Annotated in this window: 20 protein-coding genes; 9 read left to right on the forward strand and 11 right to left on the reverse strand. The window is 70.0% G+C overall.

Annotation, left to right across the window (positions count from 1 at the left end):
- Positions 1 to 6: 6 nt before the first annotated feature.
- A complete protein-coding gene (locus ACRX5W_RS10105) occupies positions 7 to 531 on the forward strand; it encodes an ATP-binding protein (protein WP_436787675.1) in 525 nt (174 codons plus the stop codon).
- Between the two features lie 96 nt (positions 532 to 627).
- Here the strand turns inward: ACRX5W_RS10105 and ACRX5W_RS10110 are convergent, their stop codons facing one another.
- Entirely contained in the window at positions 628 to 2,076 is a 1,449-nt protein-coding gene (locus ACRX5W_RS10110) for an AAA family ATPase (RefSeq protein WP_436788031.1), read from the reverse strand.
- 90 nt (positions 2,077 to 2,166) lie between these two features.
- On the reverse strand, positions 2,167 to 3,672 hold the full coding sequence (locus ACRX5W_RS10115; protein ID WP_436787676.1) for an MFS transporter: 1,506 nt from the start codon (positions 3,670 to 3,672) through the stop codon (positions 2,167 to 2,169).
- A 130-nt stretch (positions 3,673 to 3,802) separates the two neighbouring features.
- On the opposite strand from ACRX5W_RS10115, the gene ACRX5W_RS10120 reads away from it, so the two are divergent.
- From ACRX5W_RS10120 to ACRX5W_RS10130, 3 genes are all read left to right on the forward strand, one after another.
- Positions 3,803 to 4,603: a TetR/AcrR family transcriptional regulator gene (locus ACRX5W_RS10120; protein ID WP_436787677.1), complete on the forward strand. Its 801-nt coding sequence runs from the start codon at positions 3,803 to 3,805 to the stop codon at positions 4,601 to 4,603.
- A gap of 272 nt (positions 4,604 to 4,875) precedes the next feature.
- Entirely contained in the window at positions 4,876 to 6,000 is a 1,125-nt protein-coding gene (locus tag ACRX5W_RS10125) for a P1 family peptidase (RefSeq protein WP_436787678.1), read from the forward strand.
- Positions 6,001 to 6,227: 227 nt separating this feature from the next.
- Positions 6,228 to 7,019, forward strand: a complete 792-nt coding sequence (locus tag ACRX5W_RS10130; RefSeq protein WP_436787679.1) for an MHYT domain-containing protein — start codon at positions 6,228 to 6,230, stop codon at positions 7,017 to 7,019.
- A gap of 108 nt (positions 7,020 to 7,127) precedes the next feature.
- Here ACRX5W_RS10130 and ACRX5W_RS10135 read toward each other — a convergent pair whose 3' ends face one another.
- The 5 genes from ACRX5W_RS10135 to ACRX5W_RS10155 all read right to left on the reverse strand — a co-directional run bounded on the left by ACRX5W_RS10135 (position 7,128) and on the right by ACRX5W_RS10155 (position 12,477).
- Positions 7,128 to 8,252, reverse strand: coding sequence for an NAD(P)H-dependent flavin oxidoreductase (locus ACRX5W_RS10135; RefSeq protein WP_436787680.1), 1,125 nt, complete (start codon positions 8,250 to 8,252; stop codon positions 7,128 to 7,130).
- 104 nt (positions 8,253 to 8,356) lie between these two features.
- Positions 8,357 to 9,520: a thiolase domain-containing protein gene (locus ACRX5W_RS10140; protein ID WP_436787681.1), complete on the reverse strand. Its 1,164-nt coding sequence runs from the start codon at positions 9,518 to 9,520 to the stop codon at positions 8,357 to 8,359.
- Between the two features lie 3 nt (positions 9,521 to 9,523).
- Positions 9,524 to 10,585, reverse strand: coding sequence for a thiolase domain-containing protein (locus tag ACRX5W_RS10145; protein ID WP_436787682.1), 1,062 nt, complete (start codon positions 10,583 to 10,585; stop codon positions 9,524 to 9,526).
- A 36-nt stretch (positions 10,586 to 10,621) separates the two neighbouring features.
- Positions 10,622 to 11,605 (reverse strand): Zn-ribbon domain-containing OB-fold protein, encoded by a 984-nt coding sequence (locus tag ACRX5W_RS10150; RefSeq protein ID WP_436787683.1) that lies wholly within the window; start codon positions 11,603 to 11,605, stop codon positions 10,622 to 10,624.
- A gap of 116 nt (positions 11,606 to 11,721) precedes the next feature.
- Positions 11,722 to 12,477, reverse strand: a complete 756-nt coding sequence (locus ACRX5W_RS10155; RefSeq protein ID WP_436787684.1) for a PIG-L deacetylase family protein — start codon at positions 12,475 to 12,477, stop codon at positions 11,722 to 11,724.
- A 259-nt stretch (positions 12,478 to 12,736) separates the two neighbouring features.
- On the opposite strand from ACRX5W_RS10155, the gene ACRX5W_RS10160 reads away from it, so the two are divergent.
- From ACRX5W_RS10160 to ACRX5W_RS10180, 5 genes are all read left to right on the forward strand, one after another.
- Positions 12,737 to 15,820 carry a PQQ-dependent sugar dehydrogenase gene (locus ACRX5W_RS10160; RefSeq protein ID WP_436787685.1) on the forward strand — a complete coding sequence of 1,028 codons (3,084 nt, stop codon included), beginning with the start codon at positions 12,737 to 12,739 and terminating at the stop codon, positions 15,818 to 15,820.
- A 139-nt stretch (positions 15,821 to 15,959) separates the two neighbouring features.
- Positions 15,960 to 16,541 carry a TerD family protein gene (locus ACRX5W_RS10165; RefSeq protein ID WP_436787686.1) on the forward strand — a complete coding sequence of 194 codons (582 nt, stop codon included), beginning with the start codon at positions 15,960 to 15,962 and terminating at the stop codon, positions 16,539 to 16,541.
- A 323-nt stretch (positions 16,542 to 16,864) separates the two neighbouring features.
- The gene (locus ACRX5W_RS10170; protein ID WP_436787687.1) at positions 16,865 to 19,471 is read left to right on the forward strand and encodes an FGLLP motif-containing membrane protein; all 2,607 of its coding nucleotides are present in this window, start codon (positions 16,865 to 16,867) and stop codon (positions 19,469 to 19,471) included.
- A 103-nt stretch (positions 19,472 to 19,574) separates the two neighbouring features.
- A complete protein-coding gene (locus ACRX5W_RS10175; protein WP_436787688.1) occupies positions 19,575 to 20,129 on the forward strand; it encodes a hypothetical protein in 555 nt (184 codons plus the stop codon).
- Positions 20,130 to 20,138: 9 nt separating this feature from the next.
- The gene (locus tag ACRX5W_RS10180) at positions 20,139 to 20,645 is read left to right on the forward strand and encodes a hypothetical protein (RefSeq protein ID WP_436787689.1); all 507 of its coding nucleotides are present in this window, start codon (positions 20,139 to 20,141) and stop codon (positions 20,643 to 20,645) included.
- 97 nt (positions 20,646 to 20,742) lie between these two features.
- Here ACRX5W_RS10180 and pcaD read toward each other — a convergent pair whose 3' ends face one another.
- From pcaD to ACRX5W_RS10200, 4 genes are all read right to left on the reverse strand, one after another.
- Entirely contained in the window at positions 20,743 to 21,507 is a 765-nt protein-coding gene (pcaD, locus tag ACRX5W_RS10185; protein WP_436787690.1) for a 3-oxoadipate enol-lactonase, read from the reverse strand.
- A 168-nt stretch (positions 21,508 to 21,675) separates the two neighbouring features.
- A complete protein-coding gene (locus ACRX5W_RS10190; RefSeq protein WP_436787691.1) occupies positions 21,676 to 21,897 on the reverse strand; it encodes a hypothetical protein in 222 nt (73 codons plus the stop codon).
- Positions 21,898 to 21,947: 50 nt separating this feature from the next.
- Positions 21,948 to 22,478, reverse strand: coding sequence for a MarR family winged helix-turn-helix transcriptional regulator (locus ACRX5W_RS10195; protein ID WP_436787692.1), 531 nt, complete (start codon positions 22,476 to 22,478; stop codon positions 21,948 to 21,950).
- Positions 22,479 to 22,813: 335 nt separating this feature from the next.
- Complete coding sequence (locus ACRX5W_RS10200; protein WP_436787693.1) at positions 22,814 to 23,848, reverse strand: zinc-dependent alcohol dehydrogenase; 1,035 nt, start codon at positions 23,846 to 23,848, stop codon at positions 22,814 to 22,816.
- Between the last annotated feature and the right edge of the window lie 145 nt (positions 23,849 to 23,993).

Below are 23,993 nucleotides of genomic sequence, written 5' to 3' on the forward strand. Positions count from 1 at the left end.
CGTCATGTGAATTCGAGAATCTCCAACCAACCAGCCACCTTCAGCCGGACACGAACAGGCCGTTTCTCCGCCTCGTTCAGCTCCACCGCGCGGGGCGCCCGGCTCGCACGACTCCTCGCGGTGGAACAACTCGCCGCCTGGGGTTGGCCGTACGACACCGAACTCACCCAGGACACCGCGCTGCTCGTGGCCGAACTCGCCGCGAATGCCGCCTTACACGGGGCCACGGAGGGCGGGCGGTGTTTCCGCCTTCGGATGGAAGCGAACGAAACGAGGCTCCGGATCGAGGTCACCGACGCGCAGCCGACGAGTTATCCGCCGTGCACCGGAAACACCGAATCGAACGAGACGGCGGAATCCGGGCGCGGCATACAGCTCATTGAAGCCGTCGCCACACAGTGGGGCGTGGCCAATAACTGCCCTTACAGCAAGACCATTTGGTGTGAGCTGAGCGTCGACGTCGCGGAGTCCCCTCCGGCATCCGGATGCCAGGAGTCACGCGCAGTACAAGAAGATCGGCAACCGCATTGAAGTTGCCACCACCAACTTGCCCAGCGTCGTCGCCCTCCGGAGACACGAGATGCCGGGCCCTCGCGACGACTGAGTCGTGCTCCGGCACGAACCAAGTCACCGATACAGGTCGTCCAGGCCGACGAGAACGATGTCGCGGTCGACTCCGGCCAGTTCGTGGAGGTCATCGGTGAATCCGACGCCGCTGTAACAGACCAGGCGTGCCGACTCGGCGCCCAGTCGGTTCTGCGCCACGAGCAAATCGCGGATTCGACGCAGGCGTTCCACATGGCCGACGCCCATCGTCTCCCCCCACTTCACCTCGCCGATGGCCAACAGCCTTTGCCGTTCGGTGTCGTCGAGCCCGGACACGACGACGTCAAGCTCGTGTGACGTCCTCTTGGCCGGGTCGTTGACGGTTCCCGAGCAAACGCGGTTCGGAAAGTCGCCGAACATGTCCTCGGGGGCATCGTGGCGTGTCCAGTGGCGACACACATGCTCGAAGTGTGGGCCGACGACGTTGGCGACGAACCGCCTTCGGCTGCGCCGCCAAAGGCGTGTCGCGTCGCGGGTGTGTTCGAGGTCGGACCAGATCGGGCGCATGATCGCGTGGTAGAAGGTCACCAGCGGTTCGGCGATACGGAAGTTCGTCCGGTTGTCCTTGAAGGCGTCGGGCTCACGCATGACCATGCCGCAGTCTTCGAGCACGGTCAGAGGGTGGGCGAGGTCACCGGATTTACGGCCGAGGTATAAGGCGATGCCCCCGCGCTGCGCGTTCCCGGCCGCGATCGCTGCGAGGACGGAGTGGTACAACCCGGTGTCCCTTATCTCCGGCTCGTCGGCAAGCAGGTAGCGCGCCTCACGAAACAGCGGGCTGGCGGGAGAGAGCACCGCGCGTACGACCCAGGGCTCGAAGTCGTCGGGTCCTGCCGGACTGTCGTCACGGGCGAACTCCCGTCGGTACGCGGGGGTGCCACCGACCACGGCGTTGACCTTGAGCGCGGTCGCTGGATCGTCGATCTCCCAGAACTGTGCGGCCAGTTGGTGGTCGAGCGTCGGTACCACGAGTTCGAGTCCGGCTCGACCCCGCAACGGCGCGTTGCCGCTGAGAAGCCCGCCCATGAAGGACATCGCCGAGCCGCACAACAGCAACCGTGCGCGGCTCTCGTCGCGCTCCCGTCGCAGGGGCGCCAACGCGTTCTGCATGATTGACGGAAGGCTGGAGTTCGCCCGTACGAGGTAGGGAAACTCGTCGATGACAACCGGCACGGGCCGCTCGCGTCCCAGTGCCAGCAACGCGTCGACCGCGTGGTGCCAGTCACGCAGGTCCAGCGGACCGGGCGCCCCCGTGAATTCGCCCATCGCGGCACCGAGTCGACGCAGCGACTCGGCGTCGGCGGCCTCGTCCGCAGCGAAGTAAAAGCCTTCGGTGGCCGCGCACAGCGCACGAAGAAGGAATGTCTTGCCTTGACGCCGCCTGCCGGAGACAACACCCAGCATGGCGCCGGGCCGCGCGTCGGTGGCGAAATCACCAAGCGCGGCCCACTCGAAATCCCGGTCGAACATCTCGGCCGGCCTCGTCAGCACCACGGCAGCACTCCAGTCATTGACATAAGTGCACTTATGATAACTGGACTCACGAAAGATGCTCGCGGATCAGTGGGCGGCCGGGACGTCCTCCTCGCGGGCGCGCTTGGGCATCAGGAATGCCGCGAACCAGGTTGCGGCGAGGACGGCGGCCATCACCACAAGGGAGTTCGTGATGCCGTCGGTGAAGCCGGCCCGGGGGGTCGAGGCGTCGTCCGCGTAGCCGAAGAACAAGGTCCCGAAGACCGCGATGCCCACCGCGCCGCCGAGTTGCTGCACGGCGTTGAGGATGCCGGAGGCCGAACCGGTTTCGGTGAAGGTGACTCCGGCGATGGCGATGTCGAAGAAGGGGGCCATGATCAGGCCGAAGCCGGTGCCGGCGACGGCGAGGGCCGGGGTGAGAGCCCAGCCGGAGACGCCGGACGGGTCGTGGTCGATCGTGTAGGCGAGTGCGAGGACGCCGAGGATCTGGACGATCAGGCCCGCGTGCAGCACGTGGCGGCCGAACTTCGGGGCGAGCAGTCCGCCGGAGAGGCCCGCGCCGACGGTGCAGCCGAGGGAGAACGGGATGAGCGCGACCGCCGCGTCCGTCGCGCTCCAGCCGAGGCCGGCCTGCAGGTAGACGGTGACGATGAGCATGAAGGCGACCATCGTGCTGAAGAACATCAGGCCGACGACGAGCGAGCTGGTGAAGGCCTTGTTGCGGAACAAACTGAGTTCGACCAGCGTCGCGGTGCCCCTGCGGCGGCGGCGTACCTCGTGGGCGGCAAACATGGCGAACACCGGCAACGAAGCGGCCATGCAGGCGAACGTCCAGGTGGGCCAACCGGATTCGCGGCCCTGCACGAGCGGCAGGATGATCAGGACCATCCCCGCGCTGAGCAGGACGATGCCGATCGGGTCGAGGGTCACCACGCGCCGCCGGGCGTCGGTGGGGCGGTCTGCGGGGAGTAGGCGCGTCGCGGCGAGGAAGGCCGCGATGCCGATGGGGACGTTGACGAAGAAGATCGCGCGCCATCCGGTGCCGAAGAGGTCGGCGTCGACGAGGAAGCCGCCGAGGATCGGTCCCGCAACCGCGCCGAGGCCCATGATCGGACCGAACACACCGAAAGCGGCGGCGAGTTCGCGGGGCGGGAACATGTCGCGCAGGAGGCCGAGGCCCTGCGGGACCATCATCGCCGCCGCGACGCCTTGAAGGGCGCGGTAGGCGATCAGGGTTTCCGGGGACGTCGCGAGCCCGCACAGCAGTGACGTCGCGGCGAACGCGGCGGTGCCGATCAGGAACATACGGCGTCGGCCGAAGAGGTCGCCGAGCCGTGCGCCGGTGATCAGCAGCATGGCGAAGGCGAGGGTGTAGGCCGCCGACATCCATTGCAACTGGCTGTACGTGCCGCCCAGCGCCGACTCGATGCGCGGTCCGGCGACGGTGGTGATGGTGCTGTCGAGCAGATCCATCAGCTCGGCGCCCAGGATGACGAAGAGCGCGGCCCAGCGCCAGGCGTACGGGGAAGGGCCTTCGGGCGAGCGTGGATGGACGTCGGTTTCCTCGGTACGCGTCACGTCGGTACTGGTCACAGAGCCCCCAGAGAGAAGGTTTGGAACGCCGTTCGCATGAACGAACAGCGTTCGTACAACGAACACCGTTATAGATACGAACAGTGTTCGCGTCAAGTACAGTGTTCGAACCCTGTTCCGGAGGTGAGCTGTGGCGGAGGCCCCCGACGTCCCCACGCCCCCGTGGCGCACCGCGCGCAAGCCCGCGCGGGCGCCGCGCAAACCGCCGATCACGCTCGACGCGATCGTCGACGCCGCGTTGGCGATCATCGACACGGAGGGCATGGACGCCCTGTCCATGCGCCGCGTCGCGCAGAAACTGGACACCGGCGCCGCGACGCTCTACGCGCATGTGCAGAGCAAAGACGAGTTGCTGGAACTGCTCGTGGACCGGGTCACCGGCGAACTCGATCTGCCCGAACCCGATCCGGAGTGCTGGGACCGACAGGCGCTGGCGGGCATGCGGGCGATCCGCGACGTCTACACCGCGCACCGGGACCTCGCGAAGGCGAGCTTCGGCAGGATCCCCACGTCGCCGAAAGCCCTGAAGGCCAGCGAGGGAATGCTCGCGATCCTGAAGGCGGGCGACCTGCCGGACCAGGTGATCGCGTGGGCGGCCGACCTGATCGCGCTCTACGCGGTGTCGGCGGCGTACGAACAGGGCCTGGTCGCGCTGCGGGAGGACCAGGAACCGGGTTCGACACAGCGGTACTTCGAGCAGGTCGGGGAGTTCTTCGCCGCCCTGCCGCCGGAACGCTACCCGGCGCTGACGTCGCTGCTGCCCGCGATGATGGCGGGCGGCAGCGACGAGCGGTACGACTTCGGCGCCGAGGTGATCCTGCTGGGCATCCAGGCCTACGCGGAGCGCATGCGGGCGGCGAAGGCCGGCGGGGCTGAAGATGTCTCGGACTCTCCCTCCCGAGAAGGCGGATCAGGCGAGACCGCGGACTGAACCGGGTTCGGCGGCCAAAGGCCGCGTTCGGTCTCGGCACCCGCCGGGGTCAACGCAGCCGCGGCCATGGGGCACCGCGCACCGCTTGCCGAAGCGGTCGACGGCGGCTCCCCACAGAACGAGGTGCACAGCAGGCCGATGGTCGGGCAGGTGACGACCGTGCCGGCGCTCGCCGGTGAAATGCGTCGGCGAGGGCCGCGAGGCGATGTCCGGCGCGGACGTACAGGCCCCGCACAGCGCACGGTGGGGGCGTGCGCGGCAGCATGGCTTCCATGACGACTCCGCTTCCGGTCCGCCCCGGCCCCCGCAACGCGCTCACCGACGTCGCCGGGCTGCGGGTCGGGCATGCGAGCCGTGTCGGCGACGGCGCTCTCACCGGTGTCACCGTCGTGCTGGGACCGCCCGGAGGCTTCGTCGCGGCGGTGGATGTGCGCGGCGGCGGGCCGGGGACGCGGGAGACGGATGCGCTGGATCCGGACAATCTCGTGCCGCGCGTCGAGGCGATCGCGCTGACCGGGGGCAGCGCGTACGGCCTGGACGCGGCGTCCGGCGTCGTCGCGTGGCTGGAGGAGCAGGGGCGCGGGTTCCCGGTCGGTGCCGCGGCGCATCAGGTGGTGCCGGTGGTGCCGGCCGCGACGATCTTCGACCTCGGGCGCGGCGGTGACTTCCGGCGGCGTCCCGACGCCGCTCTTGGGCGCGAGGCGACGGAGGCGGCGGCGTCTGCTCCCGAGCACGGCCCCGTCGCGACCGGGAACGTCGGGGCCGGGACCGGCGCACGCGTAGGCGGATTGAAAGGCGGTGTGGGCACGGCGAGTTGCGTGCTCGACGGGGGTGTCACGGTGGCAGCGCTGGTGGTGGTCAACGCGGCCGGGTCGGCGGTCGATCCACTCGGCGGGCTGCCGTACGCCGCCCGTCTCGGGCTGCCCGGCGAGTTCCCCGTCACCGCGCCGACGCACGACGAACACGCCGCCGCGCTACGGGAGTTCATGCCCGGCGGGGCGTACGCGCCCGGTGCCCCGCCGCTCAACACCACCCTCGCGGTGGTCGCGACCGACGCCGCGCTCACCCGTGCGCAGGCCCACAAGACGGCCGGTGTCGCACACGACGGGTTCGCGCGGGCGCTGCGTCCCGTGCACACGTTGTACGACGGCGACACGGTCTTCGCGTTGTCGACGGGCGCGAAGCCGCTGCCTCCGGTGTCCCCCGATACGCCGTACGGGGTCGACGCCGAGGCGGCGGCGCTCACGGCGATCCACGCCGCGGCCGCGGACGTCGTCGCGCGGGCGATCGTGCACGCGCTGCTGGCGGCGGACACGGTGGAGACGGCGATCGGGCCGCTGCCCTCGTACCGCTCGCTGTATCCGGTCGCGACGTCGCGGTGGCGTCCGCGCGACTGAGTCGCCCATTGCGTCGCTTGTGGCCCCGGCAGGCGGGCCGCATATAGGCATTCAGAGGCGCATATGAGACAAAGCCAACCTGGTTGAGGGCGCACTATACGCGCGAAGAACAATTCGCACGTCGTTTCCGCGTACTTTGCGAAAGCGAAGTGTCACTCCCGGTCACGCTGGTGGCCGAAGGGAGGACCGCCGTCCCCCGTACATCGCGGGTTGCACGGCGCGAAAACATGAACCACTTCACGTACGGCCCCGTCACCCCCGGACTTGCTTTCCTGATGTCGTGCGTCGGCGCCTGCCTGGGCCTGCTGTGCAGTTCGCGGGCCCAGGCCACGCAGGGCGGCGCGCGGTGGCGCTGGCTGGTCCTGGCGGCCTTGTCGCTCGGGGGCACGGGGATATGGGTGATGCACTTCATCGCCATGCTCGGGTTCAGCATGCCGGGCAGCAAGGTCCGCTACGACGTCCCGCTGACGCTCGCGAGCATGTGCATCTCGGTGATCGTGGTCGGGATCGGACTGGCACTCGCGATCGGCGGAGTGCACCGCCGTTCGGCGCTGTTCGCGGGCGGCGGACTCACCGGGACGGGCGTTGCCGGGATGCATTACCTGGGCATGGCGGCGATGGACACGTCCCGGCCGGTCACCTACGACACGCGCCTGGTCGCCCTGTCGCTGGTCGTCGCGATCGTCGCGTCGACTGCGGCGTTGTGGGCCGCGCTGTATGTGCGCGGCCTGGGTGCCACCTTCGCGGCGGCGCCGGTGATGGGCCTCGCGGTGTGCGGCATGCACTACATCGGGATGTTCGCGATGCGTACCGGCAGCGAGGTGCCCGAGGCGTCGCCGCATGCGGTGCACGGCGCCGAGCCGGTGGAGTTCCTGGCTCCGCTGATCACCGGGATCAGTGTGGTGACGCTGGTGATCCTGGTCGTCGTGGCGATCTGGCCGAACGTCGAACAGATGGCGGACGACCGGGACTTCGACGTACGGGTGAGCCGTCTGACGCGCATGAAGACGACGGTCTGACCGCACGGGGCGGCCGGGACGCACACCGCCGCGGCATGGCGGCGGCGCGCGTCTCGGCCCCTCGTCCGGCGCGTCTCGGCCCCTCGTACTGCGCGTCCCGGCGGGCGGTCAGTCGTCGGCGAGCAGCGCGCCGAGCCGTTCGGTGGTCTCGACCCATTCCTGCACCATCGACAATACGACCTCCTGGGTGGGACGTACGCGGTCGATCGCACCCACGACCTGGCCCACCGGCCAGCCGTTGAGCTCCTTGTTCTTGGTGCGCATGAACCGCCGCGCGGCCTTGTTGAAGACCAGTCCCTGGAGCGGCATCGGAAGCGGGTCCGGGTTGGCGGGGTCCTCCCACGCGTCGGTCCACGCCGTGCGCAGCAGGCGGGCCGGCTTGCCGGTCATCGCGCGCGAGCGGACGGTGTCGTTGGAGGTGGCCTCCAGGAGGTTCTGGAGTGCGGTCTCCTGGGTGTCGGCCTCGGCGACGGTCAGCCAGATGCTGCCGGTCCATGCGCCCTGCGCGCCGAGGGCGAGGGCCGCGGCCATCTGGCGGCCGCTCGCTATGCCTCCGGCCGCAAGCACCGGGACGTCGGGCCCGACGACGTCGACGACCTGCGGGATCAGCACCATGGTGGAGATTTCGCCGCAGTGGCCGCCCGCCTCGGTGCCCTGGGCCACGACCACGTCGACGCCGGCGGCCACCTGCTTCTGGGCGTGCCGCGGGCTTCCGCACAGCGCGCCGACGAGCACGTTCTTCGCGTGGCAGGCGTCGATGATGTCGGCGGGCGGCGGGCCGAGCGCGTTGACGAACATCCTGACGAGCGGATGCGCGAGCGCGACGTCGATCTGCGCGCGCGACTCCAGGTCGACGTTGAGCCCGGCCGCCTTGGCCGCCTTGCCCTCCAACTCCTCGGGCAGCGGCGGGATTCCGTGTTCGTCGAGGAGGGCGTCGACGAACTTCCAGTGCCCCTCCGGGATCAGCTTCTCCAGGTTCTCCGGCAGCGCGGCGTCGCCGCCGCCCTTCCCCAGGTAGTTCATGGGGATGGCCAGGTCGACGCCGTAGGGCCGCCCGTCGACGTTCTCGTCGATCCAGGCGAGCTCGATCTCCAGTTGCTCCGGGCTGTACGCCAGCGCGCCCAGGACGCCGAAGCCGCCCGCGCGGCTGACCGCGGCGACGACGTCCCGGCAGTGGGAGAAGGCAAAGATCGGGAACTCGATCCCGAGCTTCTCGCATATCGGTGGCTTCATGCCGCGAGCGTAGACAGAATCCTTGACTCATACAAGGTCAGGTAACCTTACAAATAAGCCGGGCCGGGACGCGCGTGCGAACGCGTCCCGGCCCGGCTTGTCGGTCAGCTCGACGGGAGCTCCGAGCCGACCGCCCACATCGCGAAATACTGCGCCGCGGCACCGTACGCCTGCGCGAGAGCGACCCGCGCCCCGTCCACCTGGTGCTCGCCCGCGGCTCCGCGGACCTGGAGCGCCGCCTCCAGGAAACGGAGCATGCCGGACGCCCCGATCGGGTTCGACGACAGCACGCCGCCGGACGGGTTGACCGGGAACGACCCGTCGAACGCGGTCTCGCCGCGGTCGACCATCTTCCAGCCCTCCCCGACCGGAGCGAGGTCGTGGCCTTCCAGCCACATCGGCTCGTACCACGAGAACGGCACGTACAGCTCGGCAACGTCGATCTCGCGGCGCGGGTCGGTGATGCCGGCCTGCCGGTAGACGTCCCACGCGCAGTCGATGCCCGCCTGCGGGCGGATCGGGTCGCGGCCGTTGAACGACGACGGCTCCGAGCGCATCGACGTCCCCAGGATCCAGGCCGGAGGCCGCCCGTCGGCCGCCGCCGCGAGCCCGCCGGCCTTGTCGGTCAGCACGATCGCCCCGGCGCCGTCGGACGACGGGCACGATTCGAGGAAGTGCAGCGGGTCCCACATCATCGGGGACTCACGGACCTTGTCGATCGAGATGTCCTTCAGATGCAGGTGCGCGTACGGGTTGCGCAACGCGTTCTGCCGGTCCTTGACCGCGATCTGCCAGCCGATGTGCTCGGGCGCACCGGACTTGCGGATGTACGCGCGGATCCACGGGGCGAACGCACCTCCCGCGCCGATGGATCCGGACTTGCCGCCGCCGAGGCCGAACTGCGCGTTCCCCTCGGACTGCTTCTCCCACGCCACCGCGAGCACGCGCGTGTGCACGCGCGACGAGACCAGGTGCGACGCGACGATCGCGGTCGAACCGCCCACCGACCCGGCCGTGTGCACCCGGAAGACCGGTTTGCCGGCCCCGCCGAGCGCGTCCGCGAGGTACAGCTCCGGCTTCATGACGCCCTCGAAGATGTCGGGGGCCTTGCCGATCACCACGGCGTCGATGTCGGTCCATGTCAACTGCGCGTCGTCGAGCGCGCGTTGCGCCGCCTCGCGGACGAGGCCGGCGATCGACAGGTCGTCGCGCTTCTTCCTGTGCTTGGTCTGGCCGATGCCGACGATCGCGACCGGTTCATGAGCCATCGGTTACTCACCCTCCAGAACGCACACCAGGTTCTGCTGCAACAGCGGCCCCGAAGTCGCGTGGCCCAGCGTGCGGTTGCGACCGCCCGTGATGATCTGCCCGGCGGCCTCGGCGATCCGCACGAGGCCGGTCGCCATCAGCGGATTGCCGGTGAGCGCACCGCCGGACGGGTTGACCAGAACGTCGTCGCCGAGCCCGAGTGCCTGCCGCAGCACGACCTCCTGGGACGTGAACGGTGCCATCAGCTCGGCGACTTCGACGCCTGCGACACCGCCGGCCTTCTCGGCCGCGAGACGCGTGGACGGCGAGTCGGTCAGGTCGCGCAGAGCCGGGTTGTGCACCTCGCTGCGGTGGTCCAACCCGGCGATCCAGGCGGGGCGTTCGACCAGTTCGCGGGCCCGCCGCACGGTGGCCATCACCACGCACGACGCTCCGTCGGAGATCGGCGGGAGGTCGCTCTTGCGCAGCGGTGTGCGCACGTACGGCTCCGCGAGCAGCTTGTCGACGTCGGTCTCGCCCGAACGCACTTGCTGCCGCGGGTTGTTCACCGCGTCACGCCGCGAGCGGACGGCGATCTCGGCGAGTTCACGTTCACTCGACTTGCCGGAGTCGATCAACTGCCGTGCCTGCAAAGCCGCGAGCGAGACGGGATCGACGCCCAGCGGTGCCAGGTAATAGGGGTCGAGCTCCAGCGGATGGATCTCCGACGGGTCGCCGGTGGACGACTTGCCCGAGCCCATCGCGACGGCGACCTCCACGTCGCCGTGCTGCATGCGGACCCACGCCTCGTAGAACGCCCAGGCGCCGTCCATCTCGACGTGCGACTCGTGGATCGGCGGCCAGGCCCCCATCGCGTCGAGGTTGGGCACAAACGAGAAGGTACCGCCGGATATGTAGTCGCACGAGCCCTGGCAACTGAAGCCGACGTCGGAGCGGTTCAGCCCGACATTGCCCAGTGCCTCGTCGACGACCGCGATGAGCATCTCGGTCTCGGTGAGTTCGTTGCGCCGTACGGAAGGGAGGTATGCGGTGGAAATGACCGCGATGTCACTGTCGTTGCGCACGCTGTCGGTCTCCTCGTTCTCCTCGCGAAACCGCGGTCAGAACACCCGGTCCATGTACTGCTCGGCGGGCTCGTCGGGTTCGCCGGTCGGCACCCAGCCCTCGATGAAACCGGCCACCGTTCCCCAGCCTTTGCTGGTGATCTCGGCGGCGTTGCGCTCGGCCTCGGCGAACCACTGCGCCCGCACACGCATGCCGACGCGGATGTCGCTCACCGGGATGCCGAGGATCTGCTGCTGGGCGATGACCATCTCGTCGCCGTGCAGGACGACGGACGCGCGGGCGAAGGGCTCGGTCTCCTGCTGGCCGGGGTACGGAGTCGGCGTGACGATGGTGTAGTTCGACACGACGCCGTGGTCGGGCAGGGCCTCCTCGTGCTCTGGGCCGAGCACGAGTGCGTCGACCGAGCAGTAGCCGCGGCCGAGGAACACGCGGTTGCAGGTCGGGCACCGCTGGCCGGTGATGACGCCGGCGCGCATGCTCGCGGCGTACCGCTCCAGGGTCGGGGAGAGCACGTCGGTGTAGGTGATGGTCGAGAAGAACTCCATCGCCTGGACGTCCTGCGCCTCACCGGCGGGCGGTCCCTCCGACGTCTCGCCGGGGATGAACGCCTCGATGTCGTCGATGCGGCCGACCGGTTCGGCCCGCCAGCGCGGTGCGACGCGCATGCCGGTGGTGACGGCGTCCTCGGTGCCGGCGTCCAGCACGTGCAGGAAGTTGGTGTCCGCGCCGTCGAGCTTGATCAGCGCGTACGCGAACGGCCTCCCCAGCGGATGGTGCTTGCCCGGCTCGGCGACCCAGGTCCACGACACCAGCGTTCCGGCAGGCCCGACTTCGACGAAGTCGTGGGCCAACTCCTCGCCGGTCTGCGGGTCGTACTCCATCGGGGGCACGACGACCCGGTCACCGCAGCGGATTCCGACGATGCGCTGGGCCGTGAGTTCGGAGAAGAAGCGGCCGATGACCGGGCCGAGCGTGCGCTTGTACGGGAACTGGATGGTCTGCGAAGTCTGTGTCGACACGCGGTCGTCCTCTCGGCGCAGGGCAGTCGGCCACGGCCGCACGATAGGTAAGGTTCCTTGACCATGTCAATGGTTGTGAAGGTCAAGGAACCGCGTGCCGGGAAACGTCCGAGTGGTCAGGCGAACGACAGCGGGACGACCTCGAAGGACGCCGCGAAGCGGGTGCCCAGGCGCGTTCCCGCGCCGCGTGCGAAGCCTTCGAGCCACTCGGCGGCGTTCGCCATGTCACCGCCCCCGCCGAGACCGGCGAGGTAGGCGGCATGTGCTTCGAGGGACGCCACCCCGCGCTGGAACGTGTCGGTGGTGTCGACCGCGTGGGCGGCGTCCGGGGAGCCCGCGGCCCAGATCTCCTTGACGCCGTTCCACGGTTCGAGTGCTTCGGACTCGGCTAGTTCGCGAAAGACCCAACGGTTGCCGGCGTCCCGTACACCGTCGAGGACGGACCGGCCCACCGCGATGTGGTCGGCCTGGTTGGGGACGGTTCCGCCGTACGTCTCACGCCAGTTGCCGGTGATGACAATCTCCGGCCGGTGACGGCGCACGACGCGGGCGACCGCGCGGCGCAGCGGCAGGCCGTACTCGAGCACGCCGTCCGGGTAGCCGAGGAATTCGACGGTGTCGACGCCGACCAGCGCGGCGGACGCGATCTGTTCGGCCTCGCGGATCGGCTTGGCCTCGTCGGGGTGCATGCCGTCGATGCCGGCCTCGCCGCTGGTGACCATGACGTAGACGATGTTCTTGCCCTGGTCGGTCCAGCGCGCGACGGCGGCCGCGGCACCGTACTCCATGTCGTCGGGGTGGGCGACGATCGCCACCGCCGTCGACCAGTCCTCGCGGAGCGGGGTGAAGGGGGCGAGTGCGGGCTCGGTCATGCGCGTTCCTTCCGTCGCGGCGATCAGATCATGGCGACTCTAGGCACCCGCGCGGGGCCCGGGGTGAGGCAACGCCGACCAGGCTTCTACCACACGGGAGTTGCCTTGATCGGTGTGACAAACACCAAGTCCTATAAGGATTTCTTTACCTTCGGGTTCCTACTATTTTTTTGGCTCCCTATTCCCTCAGGAGCCAAAAATCAACAGTCATCGGCGGCGGCGCCGCCCGCGCAGATCAGCGCGTCACCTGCTCACCGCAATGGTCGCCGTCCTCGCCATGACGGTCGGCCTGCTCACCTACGCCAGCCTTGAACAACGCAGCCAGGCCGCCCCGTCCGTTCCCGACGGATTCGTCCTCGAAGACCTGCCGAGCGGCCAGGAGTCGCAACTCACCGACGTGGCCCAGACGCCCGACGGCGGCTACTTCACCACCTCGAAAACCGGCCATGTGGCCTGGGTTTCGGCCGACGGCGCGGTGGTGCCGCTGGCCGACCTCGGCGTCGACGCGTCCGGCGACCTCGGCCTGACCGGCATCGCCGTCGCGGCCGACTACGCGACCTCGCGCGAGATCTACACCGTGCGCACCACGGCCACCGGAAAGATGCGCCTCAGCGCGTGGATCGCGAGCGGTACGGGCCAGCCGACCGGGCTCGGCACCGAGCGCGTGGTCCTGGAGGCCGACCGGCGTTCCGACGTCCACAGCGTCGGCGCCCTGATCACCGACACCGACGGCACACTGTGGATGGCCATCGGCGACAGCGCCGACTTCATGTACAGCGACCCACTCGCGTTCGACGTGTACGACCCGAACAAGCCGTACGGCAAGCTCCTGCACGTCAACCCCGACGGCACCGGCGTCGCCACGAACCCCGCCTACGACGCGGCGAATCCGTCGTCGTGGGCGAGCCGCGCCTACGCGAGCGGCTTCCGCAGCCCCTTCCGCCTGTCCATCGACCCCGGCTCCGGCGCCCCGATCGTCGGAGACGTCGGGTGGATGTCATGGGAGGAAGTCAACCTCGTACGCCCGGGCAACAACTACGGCTGGCCGTGCTGGGAAGGCGACCAGGTCACGTCGGGCTATTCCGACATGCCCGAGTGCCAGGGCACCGAGAACACCGAGCCGCTGTACACCTACCGCCACGCGGGCGGCGGGGCGAGCGTCACCGGCGGGCTCGTCTACACCGGCACCTCCTACCCCGAGCAGTACCGGGGCGTGTACTTCTTCGGCGACTACTCGGCCGCAAGCGTCCAGACGCTGCGCCTGCGCGACGACGCGGGCCAGGCGATCGAGGACCCGCAGGCCGAGCCGTTCGGCGCGCAGGTCGGCGGGCCGGTGAAGTTCATCGCGATGGAGAACGGCGACATCGCGTACGCCGACATCTACACCAGCACCATCAAGCGCATCGTCTACAAGCCCGGCAACCGCGCGCCGGTCGCCAAGGCGTCCAGCGTCGTCACTCCGGAGACCCGCAGCGTCGCCTTCGACGCGTCGGCGACGTACGACCTGGACGGCGACGAGCTGACGTACACCTGGGACTTCGGGGACGGCGAGACGGGCAGCGGACTCCAGGTCACGCACACCTACCCCGAGGAGCCCCGCGAGTTCACCGCCGAACTGACCGTCTCCGACGGCAAGGACGGCACCGGGACGTACCTGCTGAAGGTCATCCCGAGCAACCACTCGCCCGTCATCGACTGGGTGGCACCGCCGGACAGCGCCGTCTTCAAGGTCGGCGACCCGGTCACCATCAACGCGACCGTCACCGACGCCGAGGACGACGCGGCCGGTGAACCGCTGACGCTGACCTGGGAAACCGTCATGGTCCACTGCGTCGGCACCAGTTGCCACGACCACCCGAGCGTGAGCTTCACCGGGAATCTGTACGACAAGCAGTTCGTGGACCACGGCGACGACACCTATCTCCAGATCACCGCGCACGTGACCGACTCCGACGGCGTCAAGACACAGCGCGTCTACCAGGCACGGCCCAAGCTCGTCACGATGACCGTGCGCTCCACCACCCCGGCCAACGTCACGATCAACGGCCGCGCGCTGCACACCACCACGGTCACCTCCGGAGCTCAACTCTCGGTCACGGCACCGGAGTTCGCTGCGGACGGCGTGGCGACGTTCAAGTCGTGGCAGAACGGCGGCACCAACCGCACGCTGCTGATGACCATGCCGGACGCCGACACGGTCCTCGACGTCGTCTACGAGACGCCGATCGACAAGCGGTACGCGGCCGACCCGGCCTTCCGGGCGCGTCTCGGCAACCCGGTGAGCGAGGAAATCGGCGGTCACGACGTGCGGTTCCGCGACTTCCAGTACGGCCGCGCCTACTGGTCGGAGGAGCACGGCGTGCACTCCATGGGCGGCGCGATCCTGGAGACGTACCTCGCCGAAGGCGGCGCACGGAAGTTCCGCGAGCCGACCACCGACGAGATGACGGCACCGGACGGCGTCGGGCGGTACACCTACTTCGGGTGGGGCGGTGCCGCGTACTGGACGCCGAACACCGGCGCGCACATGGTCTACGGCTCCAACATGCAGCAGTGGGCGGCGCTGGGCCTCGAAACCGGCCCGCTGGGCTACCCGACGAGCAGCGAGCGCGACACCGACGCACCCGGCGGCCGCTACAACAACTTCCAGGGCGGCGTCATCATCTGGTCGCAGGCAACCGGATCGAACGCGGTCTACGGCGACATCTACCGGAGCTTCGCCGCGAACGGCTACGAGTGGGGGCCGCTCGGCTTCCCGACCACCGATGAACTGAACACCGCACGACCCGGCGGGCGCCACAACAACTTCCAGAACGGCACGATCATCTGGTCGCTGAACACCGGGGCGCACGCGGTCTACGGCTCGATCTTCGTGAAGTACGGCCAGCAGGGCTGGGATTCGGGAGTTCTCGGGTTCCCGACCACCGACGAGCTGAACACCGCCCGACCGGGCGGGCGCTACAACAACTTCCAAGGCGGCACGATCATCTGGTCCGCCGGCACGGGCGCCCAGCAGGTGCAGGGCCTGATCCTGCAGAAGTACGGCGAGTACGGCTGGGACAACGGCCGGCTCGGCTTCCCGACCACCAGCGAGATGCCGCTGCCCGGCGGCGCGTACAACCACTTCGAGTACGGCTCGATCTACTGGTCGCCGGCCAACGGCGCGCACGCGGTGTACGGCGCGATACGCGACCGCTGGGCGGCGCGCGGCTGGGAGAACTCGTACCTCGGCTACCCGATCAGCGAGGAGTACGCGGTCCCGGGCGGACGGCGGCAGGACTTCCAACACGGATTCGTCGTCTTCACGACCGCAACCGGGCAGGTGGGCGACTGGTGGTACTGACCGGACCGGCCGTGCCGACCGAGAGGGGACACCCGGTTGCCGGGAACTTCGGGTACCCCTCCCCGCGTCCTGATGATGGCAGTACCTTCAGTGCGGTAATCGGAGCAGACAAAGACCAGCAACACGGAGGGATTCCCCCATGGCTGTGAGCCTCAGCAAGGGTGGCAACGTTTCGCTCACCAAGGAGGCCGCCGGCGGCACGCTTGCCGCCGTCGTCGTCGGCCTGGGGTGGGACCTGCGGACGACCACCGGCGAGGACTTCGACCTGGACGCCAGTGCCATCGTCGTGGACGCCTCCGGGCGCGTCGCGTCGGACCAGCACTTCGTGTTCTTCAACAACGCGTCGACTCCGGACGGCAACGTCGTGCACACCGGCGACAACAAGACCGGTGAGGGCGAGGGCGACGACGAGCAGATCAAGGTCAACCTGGCCGGCCTGCCGCCCGAGATCGACAAGATCGTCTTCCCGGTGTCGGTGTACGACGCGGAGACCCGCCGCCAGTCGTTCGGCCAGGTGCGCAATGCGTTCATCCGCATCGTGAACCAGGCGGACAACACCGAACTGGCCCGCTACGACCTCTCCGAGGACGCGTCCACCGAGACCGCGATGCTGTTCGGTGAGATCTACCGCAACGGCGCCGAGTGGAAGTTCCGCGCGCTGGGCCAGGGCTACGCGTCCGGGCTCGCGGGCATCGCGAAGGACTACGGCGTCAACGTCTGAGCGCGCCGAAGGAGCCTCTGCGTGCGCACCGGGATGGCCGGGCGTAGGCAGCGGCTCAGCGCTCTGACAGCGCATCAAAAGCCATAATTCGGACGCCCGGTGGCCGTCATCACGGCCACCGGGCGTCTTTTCGCACGCGCCGCCACCCAATCGAGGGAAATCCCCTCCCCCGCCGGTGCTTCCCCCGACACACTGGTTTCACCATGCACGACGGGCTGCGGGGGACGTTCCCGGTGGTCGCCCACGCCCGACCACCAGGGTCGTCCCGGAGGCGCTGACACATGTGGTTCAACACGCGCGGCACCAGAGGTCGAGCGCGTCGGTTGCGGAAGGCGTTTCTCGTCGCCGCGGCCTTGGTCGTCGTCATGTTCTGCTGGGCGCCCGCGGCATCCGCGGCGCAGAAGCGGACGATCATCCTCGTCGTCGACATCTCCGATTCGATGAACTCCGACGGGCGGCTCATCCAGGCTCAGGCCGCGCTGCGGTCGACCATCGGCGCGCTGGACAAGAACGATGTCGTCGGCCTGCACACCTTCTCGGGCAACTGCGGCGACGGCGGTGACCTGATCGTCCCGCCCGGCACCGGCAACCGCGACGAACTGCGCCGCGAGGTCGACAACCTGACGGCCTTCGGCGGCACCCCGACACCGGATGCGATCCGGGCGGCCGTGAGCGAGTTCCCGGACGACTCGTCCGAGAAGGTCCTCATGCTCGTCTCCGACGGCGAGAGCAGTTGCGAAGACCCGTGCGAAGTCGTGACCCAGGTGCAGCAGGACACGGGCGTCGAGTTCGTCGCGCACACGGTCGGGTTCCAGACCGACGACGAAGCGGACCAAGAGCTCAACGAACAGCTCAACTGCATCGCCGAGGTCACCGGCGGCAAGTTCTTCGCGGCCGAGGACGAGAAGGCCATCGCCGACAGCCTTGAGGAGGCGCTGGCCACGCCGGTCGGCGACGACGTCTCGACGGTCCTCCACTCGCTGCCGTCGCCGAGCGACGTACCGCTCGACGCGAAGAGCGTCGGCATCTCCGCGGCCCTGGGCGCGGCGTTCGTGCTGGCCATCGGGTTCCCTGCGGAGCTTTTCAACCGTACGTTCGAGGCCAACCAGGCGCGTATCGCACGCTCGTGGCGCAGGCGCGGCGGTCCGGGCACCGGCCCTGCCGGATCCGGCGGCTCCGGCCCCGGCGGCGGGGGCGGCGGGGGCGGCGGCCCGTACCCGCCGGACGGATCGGGCGGCGGCTCGGGCACGGGCCCGGGCGGCGCACCCGGCGGTGCCGGCGACGGCGCGGCGTACGGGCAACGCGCCTCGGACGCCGGGGCTTACGGACAACACGCCGGCGGCCTCCCGACCGGGAGCACGGGCATGGAGGGCGCCGCGGGCGGGGGCGGCACGGGTGCCGGCGACGCCGGCAGCGCCATGCACGGCGATATCTCCGGGGCGGAAGGCGGCGTTTCGGGCGGCTTCGCAAGCGGCGGCCCGGTGCCCGGCGCGACGGGCGGTGCCGCTGTGCCCGGAGCAGCCGGCGGCGTGCTGCCCGGGGCCACGGGCGGTGCCTCGCTTCCGGGCGCCGCAGGCGGTGTCGTCCCGATCGGGGCCGGCGGTGCCGCTGTGCCCGGAGCCGGTGGCGGTGTGGCAGCCGGAGCAGCCGGCGGTGTGGCTGCCGGAGCCGGTGGCGGCGTCGTGCCCCTGGGCGGCGCGGGCGGTACCGCACCGGGCATCGGTGCCATCGGCGCCGCGCGGTCGCTGTGGGCCTCGCCGTGGATCCTGCCGATCTTCGTGCTGGTGAGTGCGATCGCGTCGACGTTCGTCGACCCCGAGTCCGGTTTCAACACCAAGTCCGGGATCCTGCTGCTGGGCTTCGTGGTCGCCGTGCCGCTCGTGATCTTCTCGTACGCGTGGCCGAACGAGCAGGTGGCCAGGCGTGCTTCGCACGTGCCCGCAGCGCTTCGGACGGTACCGGCCGCGCTCGGCCTGGCGATCTTCTGCACGGTCTTGTCGCGCGTCTCGGAGTTCGTGCCGGGCTACGTGTTCGGCCTCGTGCTGGGCTACGTGACGCTGCGCGAACGGCGGTTGACGAGGGCTCAGGAGGGCAAGGGCGTGCTGTTGGGCGCGCTCACCGCCCTCGTGGTCAGCGTCGGGGCCTGGGTGGGCCTGGAGTTCGTGCACGACAAGGCGATCGAACCGGGCGCGAACGTCGGCCTGGTGATCGCGGACACCGTGCTGGCGACGACGTTCATCCTCGGTGTCGAGACCGTCATCTTCGGCCTGGTGCCGCTGCGCGTGCTCGACGGCAACAAGCTGCGCAAGTGGAACACCTGGTTCTGGGCGGGGACTTACGCGCTCGCGATCCTGCTGTTCGTACACGTGCTGCTGCTGAACTCCGATGCCGCCGGGAGCGACAACGACGCGTCGGTGACCGGGGCGGTCGTGCTGTTTGCCGTGTTCGCTCTTGTCTCGCTGGGGTTCTGGGCGTGGTTCAAGTACATCCCCGACCCCGCGCTGCTGCCCCGCCCGGCGTTCGCGGGCGGCCCGCACGGACCGGTGCCGCCGCCGATGCCGGCACCGATGGCACCGCCCATGCCAACCCCCACGCCGACCCCGATGACGCCCCCGATGGCGCCCCCCGCGCCGATGGCCGGGCCGCAGGCAACGCCGTTGCCCCCGCAGCCTGTTCGCACTCCCAGCCCGGCGACGCCGCCTCCGATGGCACCGCCTCCGATGGCACCTCCGACCTCGCCTCCGACAGCGCCTCCGATGCCGCCACCCCCGCCCGTGCAACAGCCGTACGTGCCGCCTCCGGCGCGTCCGCCCGTACCCCCCGCACCGGCCGCTCCCCCGCCGCCGGCCACGCCGCCTCGGCCCGCCGGTCTGCCGAATCCCTCGGCGGACGCGGGCACTTCGTCCGAGTCGTCGGACGAGAACGCGTGACAAACCGGCTTCCCGGACGTATCGGGAACCATCGCCGCACCGGCAACATCCGTATGAGGTAAGGGGAAACCGGGCAAAGGAGTCCTCGGAGAGAGGATTCGCCGTGTCCACATTGCTGATCGTCATCGTGACCATCGCCGTACTCGCGGTCGCCGGGGCGTTCTTCTATGGCGTCCCGGCGCTGCGCCGACAACGTCTGCAGCGTCGCTTCGGTCCCGAATACGACCGTGCGCTGGGGCAGTTCGGGAGCCGGCGGGAAGCGGAACGCAACCTCGCGGAGCGCGAGCGCAGGTTCCGCGACCTCGACATCCGCGAACTGCCGGCCGACAAGCGGGAGAAGTACGAGGAGGCCTGGAGCGCCCTCCAGGAGAAGTTCGTCGAGTCACCCGCCGAAGCGCTCGGCGACGCCGACGCGCTGATCACGCGCGTGATGCACGACCGGGGTTACCCCACGGGTGCGCGTGAGCGCCGCATGGAGATCCTGTCGGTCGAGTACGGGCGTTCGCTGGACCGCTACCGGCAGGCCCGGGAGATCGACCGGCTCAACGAGGCGGGCAAGGCGTCCACCGAGGATCTGCGCCAAGCGTTGCTGCATCATCGGATGTTGTTCACCGAACTGCTCGGCCGCACACCCGACGCGGTGGCGCGGGGGAAATGAGGTGCCGTCATGACGTCGTCCACCAACAAGCCCGCCGAGGATGCGCCGGTCGTCGAACGAGACAACCGCGACCGCGCCGCGCGCCAGGCGCGCGTGACCGAGAAGACCGGCTCGGCGCTGAAGCCGCCCGGTTCGATTCCCGCTCCGCCGGGACCTGTTGCCGCCTCGGCGTCGGGGCTGAGCGCGGCCCGGCACCTCACCGCGGGGGCGCCGAAGCGGGCGGCGGAAGCGCCTTCCGCCGGCGAGGGCCTGCCGCCGCTGCTCGGCAAGACCGTCGCGGACCGCTACCGCAGGAAGATGCGCGACGCCATGGCCGGGTTCGTCGACGACCCGGGCAACGCGGTCGCGGGTGCCGACACTCTGCTCGCGGAAGCCATCGACGAGCTCACCGAGGCGCTGCGTGTGCGCCGCGAGGAGATGGCGCGGCAGCGGCAGGCAAGCACGAACGACACGGAGCAACTGCGCCAGGCACTGCTGCGGTACCGGGCGGTGTTGGATTCGCTCGTGACGCTGTAGCGCCGCGGGTCAGGTGAGTCGAGGCGGTCCCGGTCGCGCGTCGACCGGGCCGCCTTTGCACGTTCCGGGACCCGACTCCCTCCGCCTTGCCGGAAGTTCAGGCGTCACCCAGGAAGTCCCCGATGATTTGCCGCATTTCGTCGGCCTTCTCGACGATGACCAGGTGCGCGGCGTCCTTGACCACCGCCAGGCGGGCCCCGGGAATGCCTTCGGCGACCTCCGTACCGAGGGCGAGCGGGGTCGATGGGTCGTGGTCCGCCGCGACGACGAGAGTCGGGGCGGTCACGGCGGCGAGGCGGGCGCGGACGTCGTAGGTCGCGATCGCGTCGCAGCACGCCGCGTACCCCTCCGGCGGGCATGCGCGCAGCATCGCCAGGATGTCGGCGACGACCGCCGGTTCGCGTTCGGCGTACGCGGGGGTGAACCACCGGGCGACGACGGTCGGGGCGAGCGCGTCCATTCCCGTGCTGCGGACCTGCGCGGCGCGGTCGTGCCACGCGGGGGGCTCGCCGAGCTTGGCTCCGCTGCAACACACGACGAGCCGGTCGAGGCGCTCAGGGGCGTCGAGCGCGAGGGTGAGGCCGATGGCGCCGCCGAGCGAGATGCCGGCGTACGAGAAGCGCTCGATGCCGTACCGGTCCGCAAGCGCGACGACGTCGGCCGCCAGATCGGACACCGTCGGCCTGCCGGGCGGCAGTTCCGAGCGGCCGTGGCCGCGCGTGTCGAAGCGCAGCACCCGGTGGCGTACGGCCAGTGCCGGTACGAGCGCGTCCCACACGCGGCCGTCCGCGCCGAGGGGTGAGCCGAGAATGAGGACGGGGGCGTCGTCGGGCCCGTCGAAGCGGTGGTGCAGGGCGCTCATGCGTCACCTTTCGTGTGCGGTCGCGGCGGATGCGGGGAGCCGTTCCCCGGTGCATCCTCGCAGGCGCGCACGCACGGCTCCCGGCAGCCGCCGCAGGACCACGGCCGCAAGACACGGCCAGCCCGACGCTCCATCCGGTTCCGATGGACCGGCCGCCCTGCTCCTGCCTCAGCCGCCGCGGGCCTTGCCCTCGAACTCGTTGAACGAGCCACGCACCTTGGTGATCATCGCGTGCCGGGCCGAGAAGCCGATCCGCCCTCCCGCGCTCGTCGAATCCGCCCGCCCGACCGGCTCCGGGCCCCGGCACGCCAAACCGGCGGCACCCGCGCTCCGGACAACCGGCACGGGCACGGGCGCCGAACGGGCGGCAGCACGCCGTCTGCGGCTCACCCCCGCTCCCAGCGCCCGGTCTCTCCGGCTCCCGCCCACGCGAAAATCCGCTAATCCAAGGCGCTTTCCGTGTCCTTGCCGGATGCGGGCGGCTGCGCCGGACGGTGGCGTACCGCCTGGAGATCGTCGACGAATCGGGTCATGAGGTCGCCCAGGGCGGTCAGTTCGTCCGGCGACCAGGCCGACAGCACCTCGTAGATGTGCCGGTCGCGGACGTTGCGCAGGCGCCGGACGACGCCGTGCCCCTTGGGGGTCAGCCCGACGCGGGTGATCCGCCCGTCGCGAGCGTCGGTCGTGCGGGTGACGAGCGCCGCCGCCTCCAGCTTGCGCAGCTCCCGGCTGACCAGCGACATGTCCGTGTGGGTGCGCCGCGCCAACTCGCCGATGGTGATTCCGCTGCCGTCGGCCTGGAGGCCGGCGAGGAGTATGACGGCCGGCTGGGACACCTGGGCGCGGGCTGCGGCGATGAGTTCGCCGTGGACGCGTCGGCTCTGCTGGAGCCTGAGCAGGCGTTCGACGGCGCCCTGGACGCGGCGCTGGGCGGCCTGCGCGTCGGGTGGGTTCCGGTCGTCACGCTGCATGGAACGCTCACCCCCGCGTTCGGTTCAGGGCCTCGCGTCGTGGCATCGGACGCGGATGGCCGGGGCCAAAACCGGGGCATGGGCCGTACGCTGCCGTCCGGTGGGCCGAAGTCTATGTCCGAAGACGTAGGCGGTGTCACGTGTCGGCAGGCTCTCCGGACACGGTTCAATTGTTTGACTCCACCAATGACCGGCGAACGCAGTGCGGTCCGTACCGCCGCAAACCCCGCCGAACTCCCAAGCGGGACAGGCCTGCCGGCCGATTCCCGCCGGTCCGCGGGGAACGGCCCGGCATCCTCGCGGACGCGGGGCCGGTGAGGCGCGCGCCCGCCGGGTCAGTCCTCGAACGTCACGACGACCTTCTCCGCCGCGCCCGGCGTCATGGTGAGGTCGAAGGCGTGCTTGACGTCGGAGAACGGGACTCGGTGGCTGATGAGCCTCGCGAAGCGGTCCTGGTGCTTCGCCAGGTGCTCGATGACCTCGAAGATCTCGGTGGGGTAGCCCTGCGAGGCCACGATGGTCATCTCGGAGCGGAGCATGGAGCCGAGGTCGATCGGCTCGGGCTGCTTGTGCATCGCCACCATGACGAGCTTGGCGCCCCACTTCGCGGCGCGCAGCGCGGTGTTGACGACCGCGCTGACGCCGGCCGCGTCGATGTAGATGTCGGTGTCCGGCCGCACGCCGCCGAGGGCGTTGACGCCTTCCCCGTGCAGTTCCCGCAGCCGCGCCTCGATGTCCTCGCGGGAGGAGTCGATCACCGCGTCCGCACCGACCGCGAGGGCGGTCTCCAGGCGCTCGGGCAGCACGTCGGCCACGACGACGTGCCGGACGCCGCGCAGCTTCAGCCAGATCGTCGCGCCGAGCCCGATGGGACCGGCGCCGAACACCACGACCTTGTCCGTCGTACGGGCCTCGGAGCGGTTGGCGCAGTGCAGGGCGACCGCCATGGGTTCGTTCAGCGCGGCGATGTCCCACGGCATCGAGTCGGGGATCAGGGCGACGCTCTTGCCGACGACGGCGTCCTCGATGAGCAGGTACTCGCGCATGCCGCCGAGTCCGCCGCCGCAGCCGATGACACCGGAGGGCGCGCCCTGCGGGTTCACGACCACACGGTCGCCGACCCTCAGCCCGACCACCTCGGACCCCACCTCGACGATCTCGCCGGCCGGCTCGTGTCCCAGCGGGATCACGTCGGCCTGCCCGTCCGGGCGGCGCATGCCACCCATGTGCAGGAACGCCACGTCCGTCCCGCAGATGCCGCACGCGCGGATCCGCAGGAGCGCGTCCTTCGGACCGGGCACCGGACGGTCGATGTCGACGACGTCGACGGTGCCGACCACGCCGGTCTGCACGGACTTCATCGCGGCCATGCTGGGCTCTCCTTCTCCGGCGTCCCGGCGGAACGCGGGCAAAGCGCAGGCGAAACAGTGGGCCATATCACACGGAACACGACGATCGACCGACTGCCGACCGCCACGATTTACCGGAAAGATCGTAACCTGAACCGAGAATGAC

The organism is Yinghuangia sp. YIM S10712, assembly GCF_051388935.1.
GTDB lineage: Bacteria > Actinomycetota > Actinomycetes > Streptomycetales > Streptomycetaceae > Yinghuangia.

Excerpts from the sequence above, each read along its gene's own strand:
- ACRX5W_RS10110 (WP_436788031.1), bottom strand. The coding sequence starts at position 2,076 with ATGTTCGACCGGGATTTCGAGTGGGCCGCGCTTGGTGATTTCGCCACC.
- ACRX5W_RS10125 (WP_436787678.1), top strand. The coding sequence starts at position 4,876 with ATGACGACTCCGCTTCCGGTCCGCCCCGGCCCCCGCAACGCGCTCACC.
- ACRX5W_RS10130 (WP_436787679.1), top strand. The coding sequence starts at position 6,228 with ATGAACCACTTCACGTACGGCCCCGTCACCCCCGGACTTGCTTTCCTG.
- ACRX5W_RS10135 (WP_436787680.1), bottom strand. The coding sequence starts at position 8,252 with ATGAAGCCACCGATATGCGAGAAGCTCGGGATCGAGTTCCCGATCTTT.
- ACRX5W_RS10140 (WP_436787681.1), bottom strand. The coding sequence starts at position 9,520 with ATGGCTCATGAACCGGTCGCGATCGTCGGCATCGGCCAGACCAAGCAC.
- ACRX5W_RS10155 (WP_436787684.1), bottom strand. The coding sequence starts at position 12,477 with ATGACCGAGCCCGCACTCGCCCCCTTCACCCCGCTCCGCGAGGACTGG.
- ACRX5W_RS10160 (WP_436787685.1), top strand. The coding sequence starts at position 12,737 with ATGGTCGCCGTCCTCGCCATGACGGTCGGCCTGCTCACCTACGCCAGC.
- ACRX5W_RS10165 (WP_436787686.1), top strand. The coding sequence starts at position 15,960 with ATGGCTGTGAGCCTCAGCAAGGGTGGCAACGTTTCGCTCACCAAGGAG.
- ACRX5W_RS10180 (WP_436787689.1), top strand. The coding sequence starts at position 20,139 with ATGACGTCGTCCACCAACAAGCCCGCCGAGGATGCGCCGGTCGTCGAA.
- pcaD (WP_436787690.1), bottom strand. The coding sequence starts at position 21,507 with ATGAGCGCCCTGCACCACCGCTTCGACGGGCCCGACGACGCCCCCGTC.
- ACRX5W_RS10195 (WP_436787692.1), bottom strand. The coding sequence starts at position 22,478 with ATGCAGCGTGACGACCGGAACCCACCCGACGCGCAGGCCGCCCAGCGC.
- ACRX5W_RS10200 (WP_436787693.1), bottom strand. The coding sequence starts at position 23,848 with ATGGCCGCGATGAAGTCCGTGCAGACCGGCGTGGTCGGCACCGTCGAC.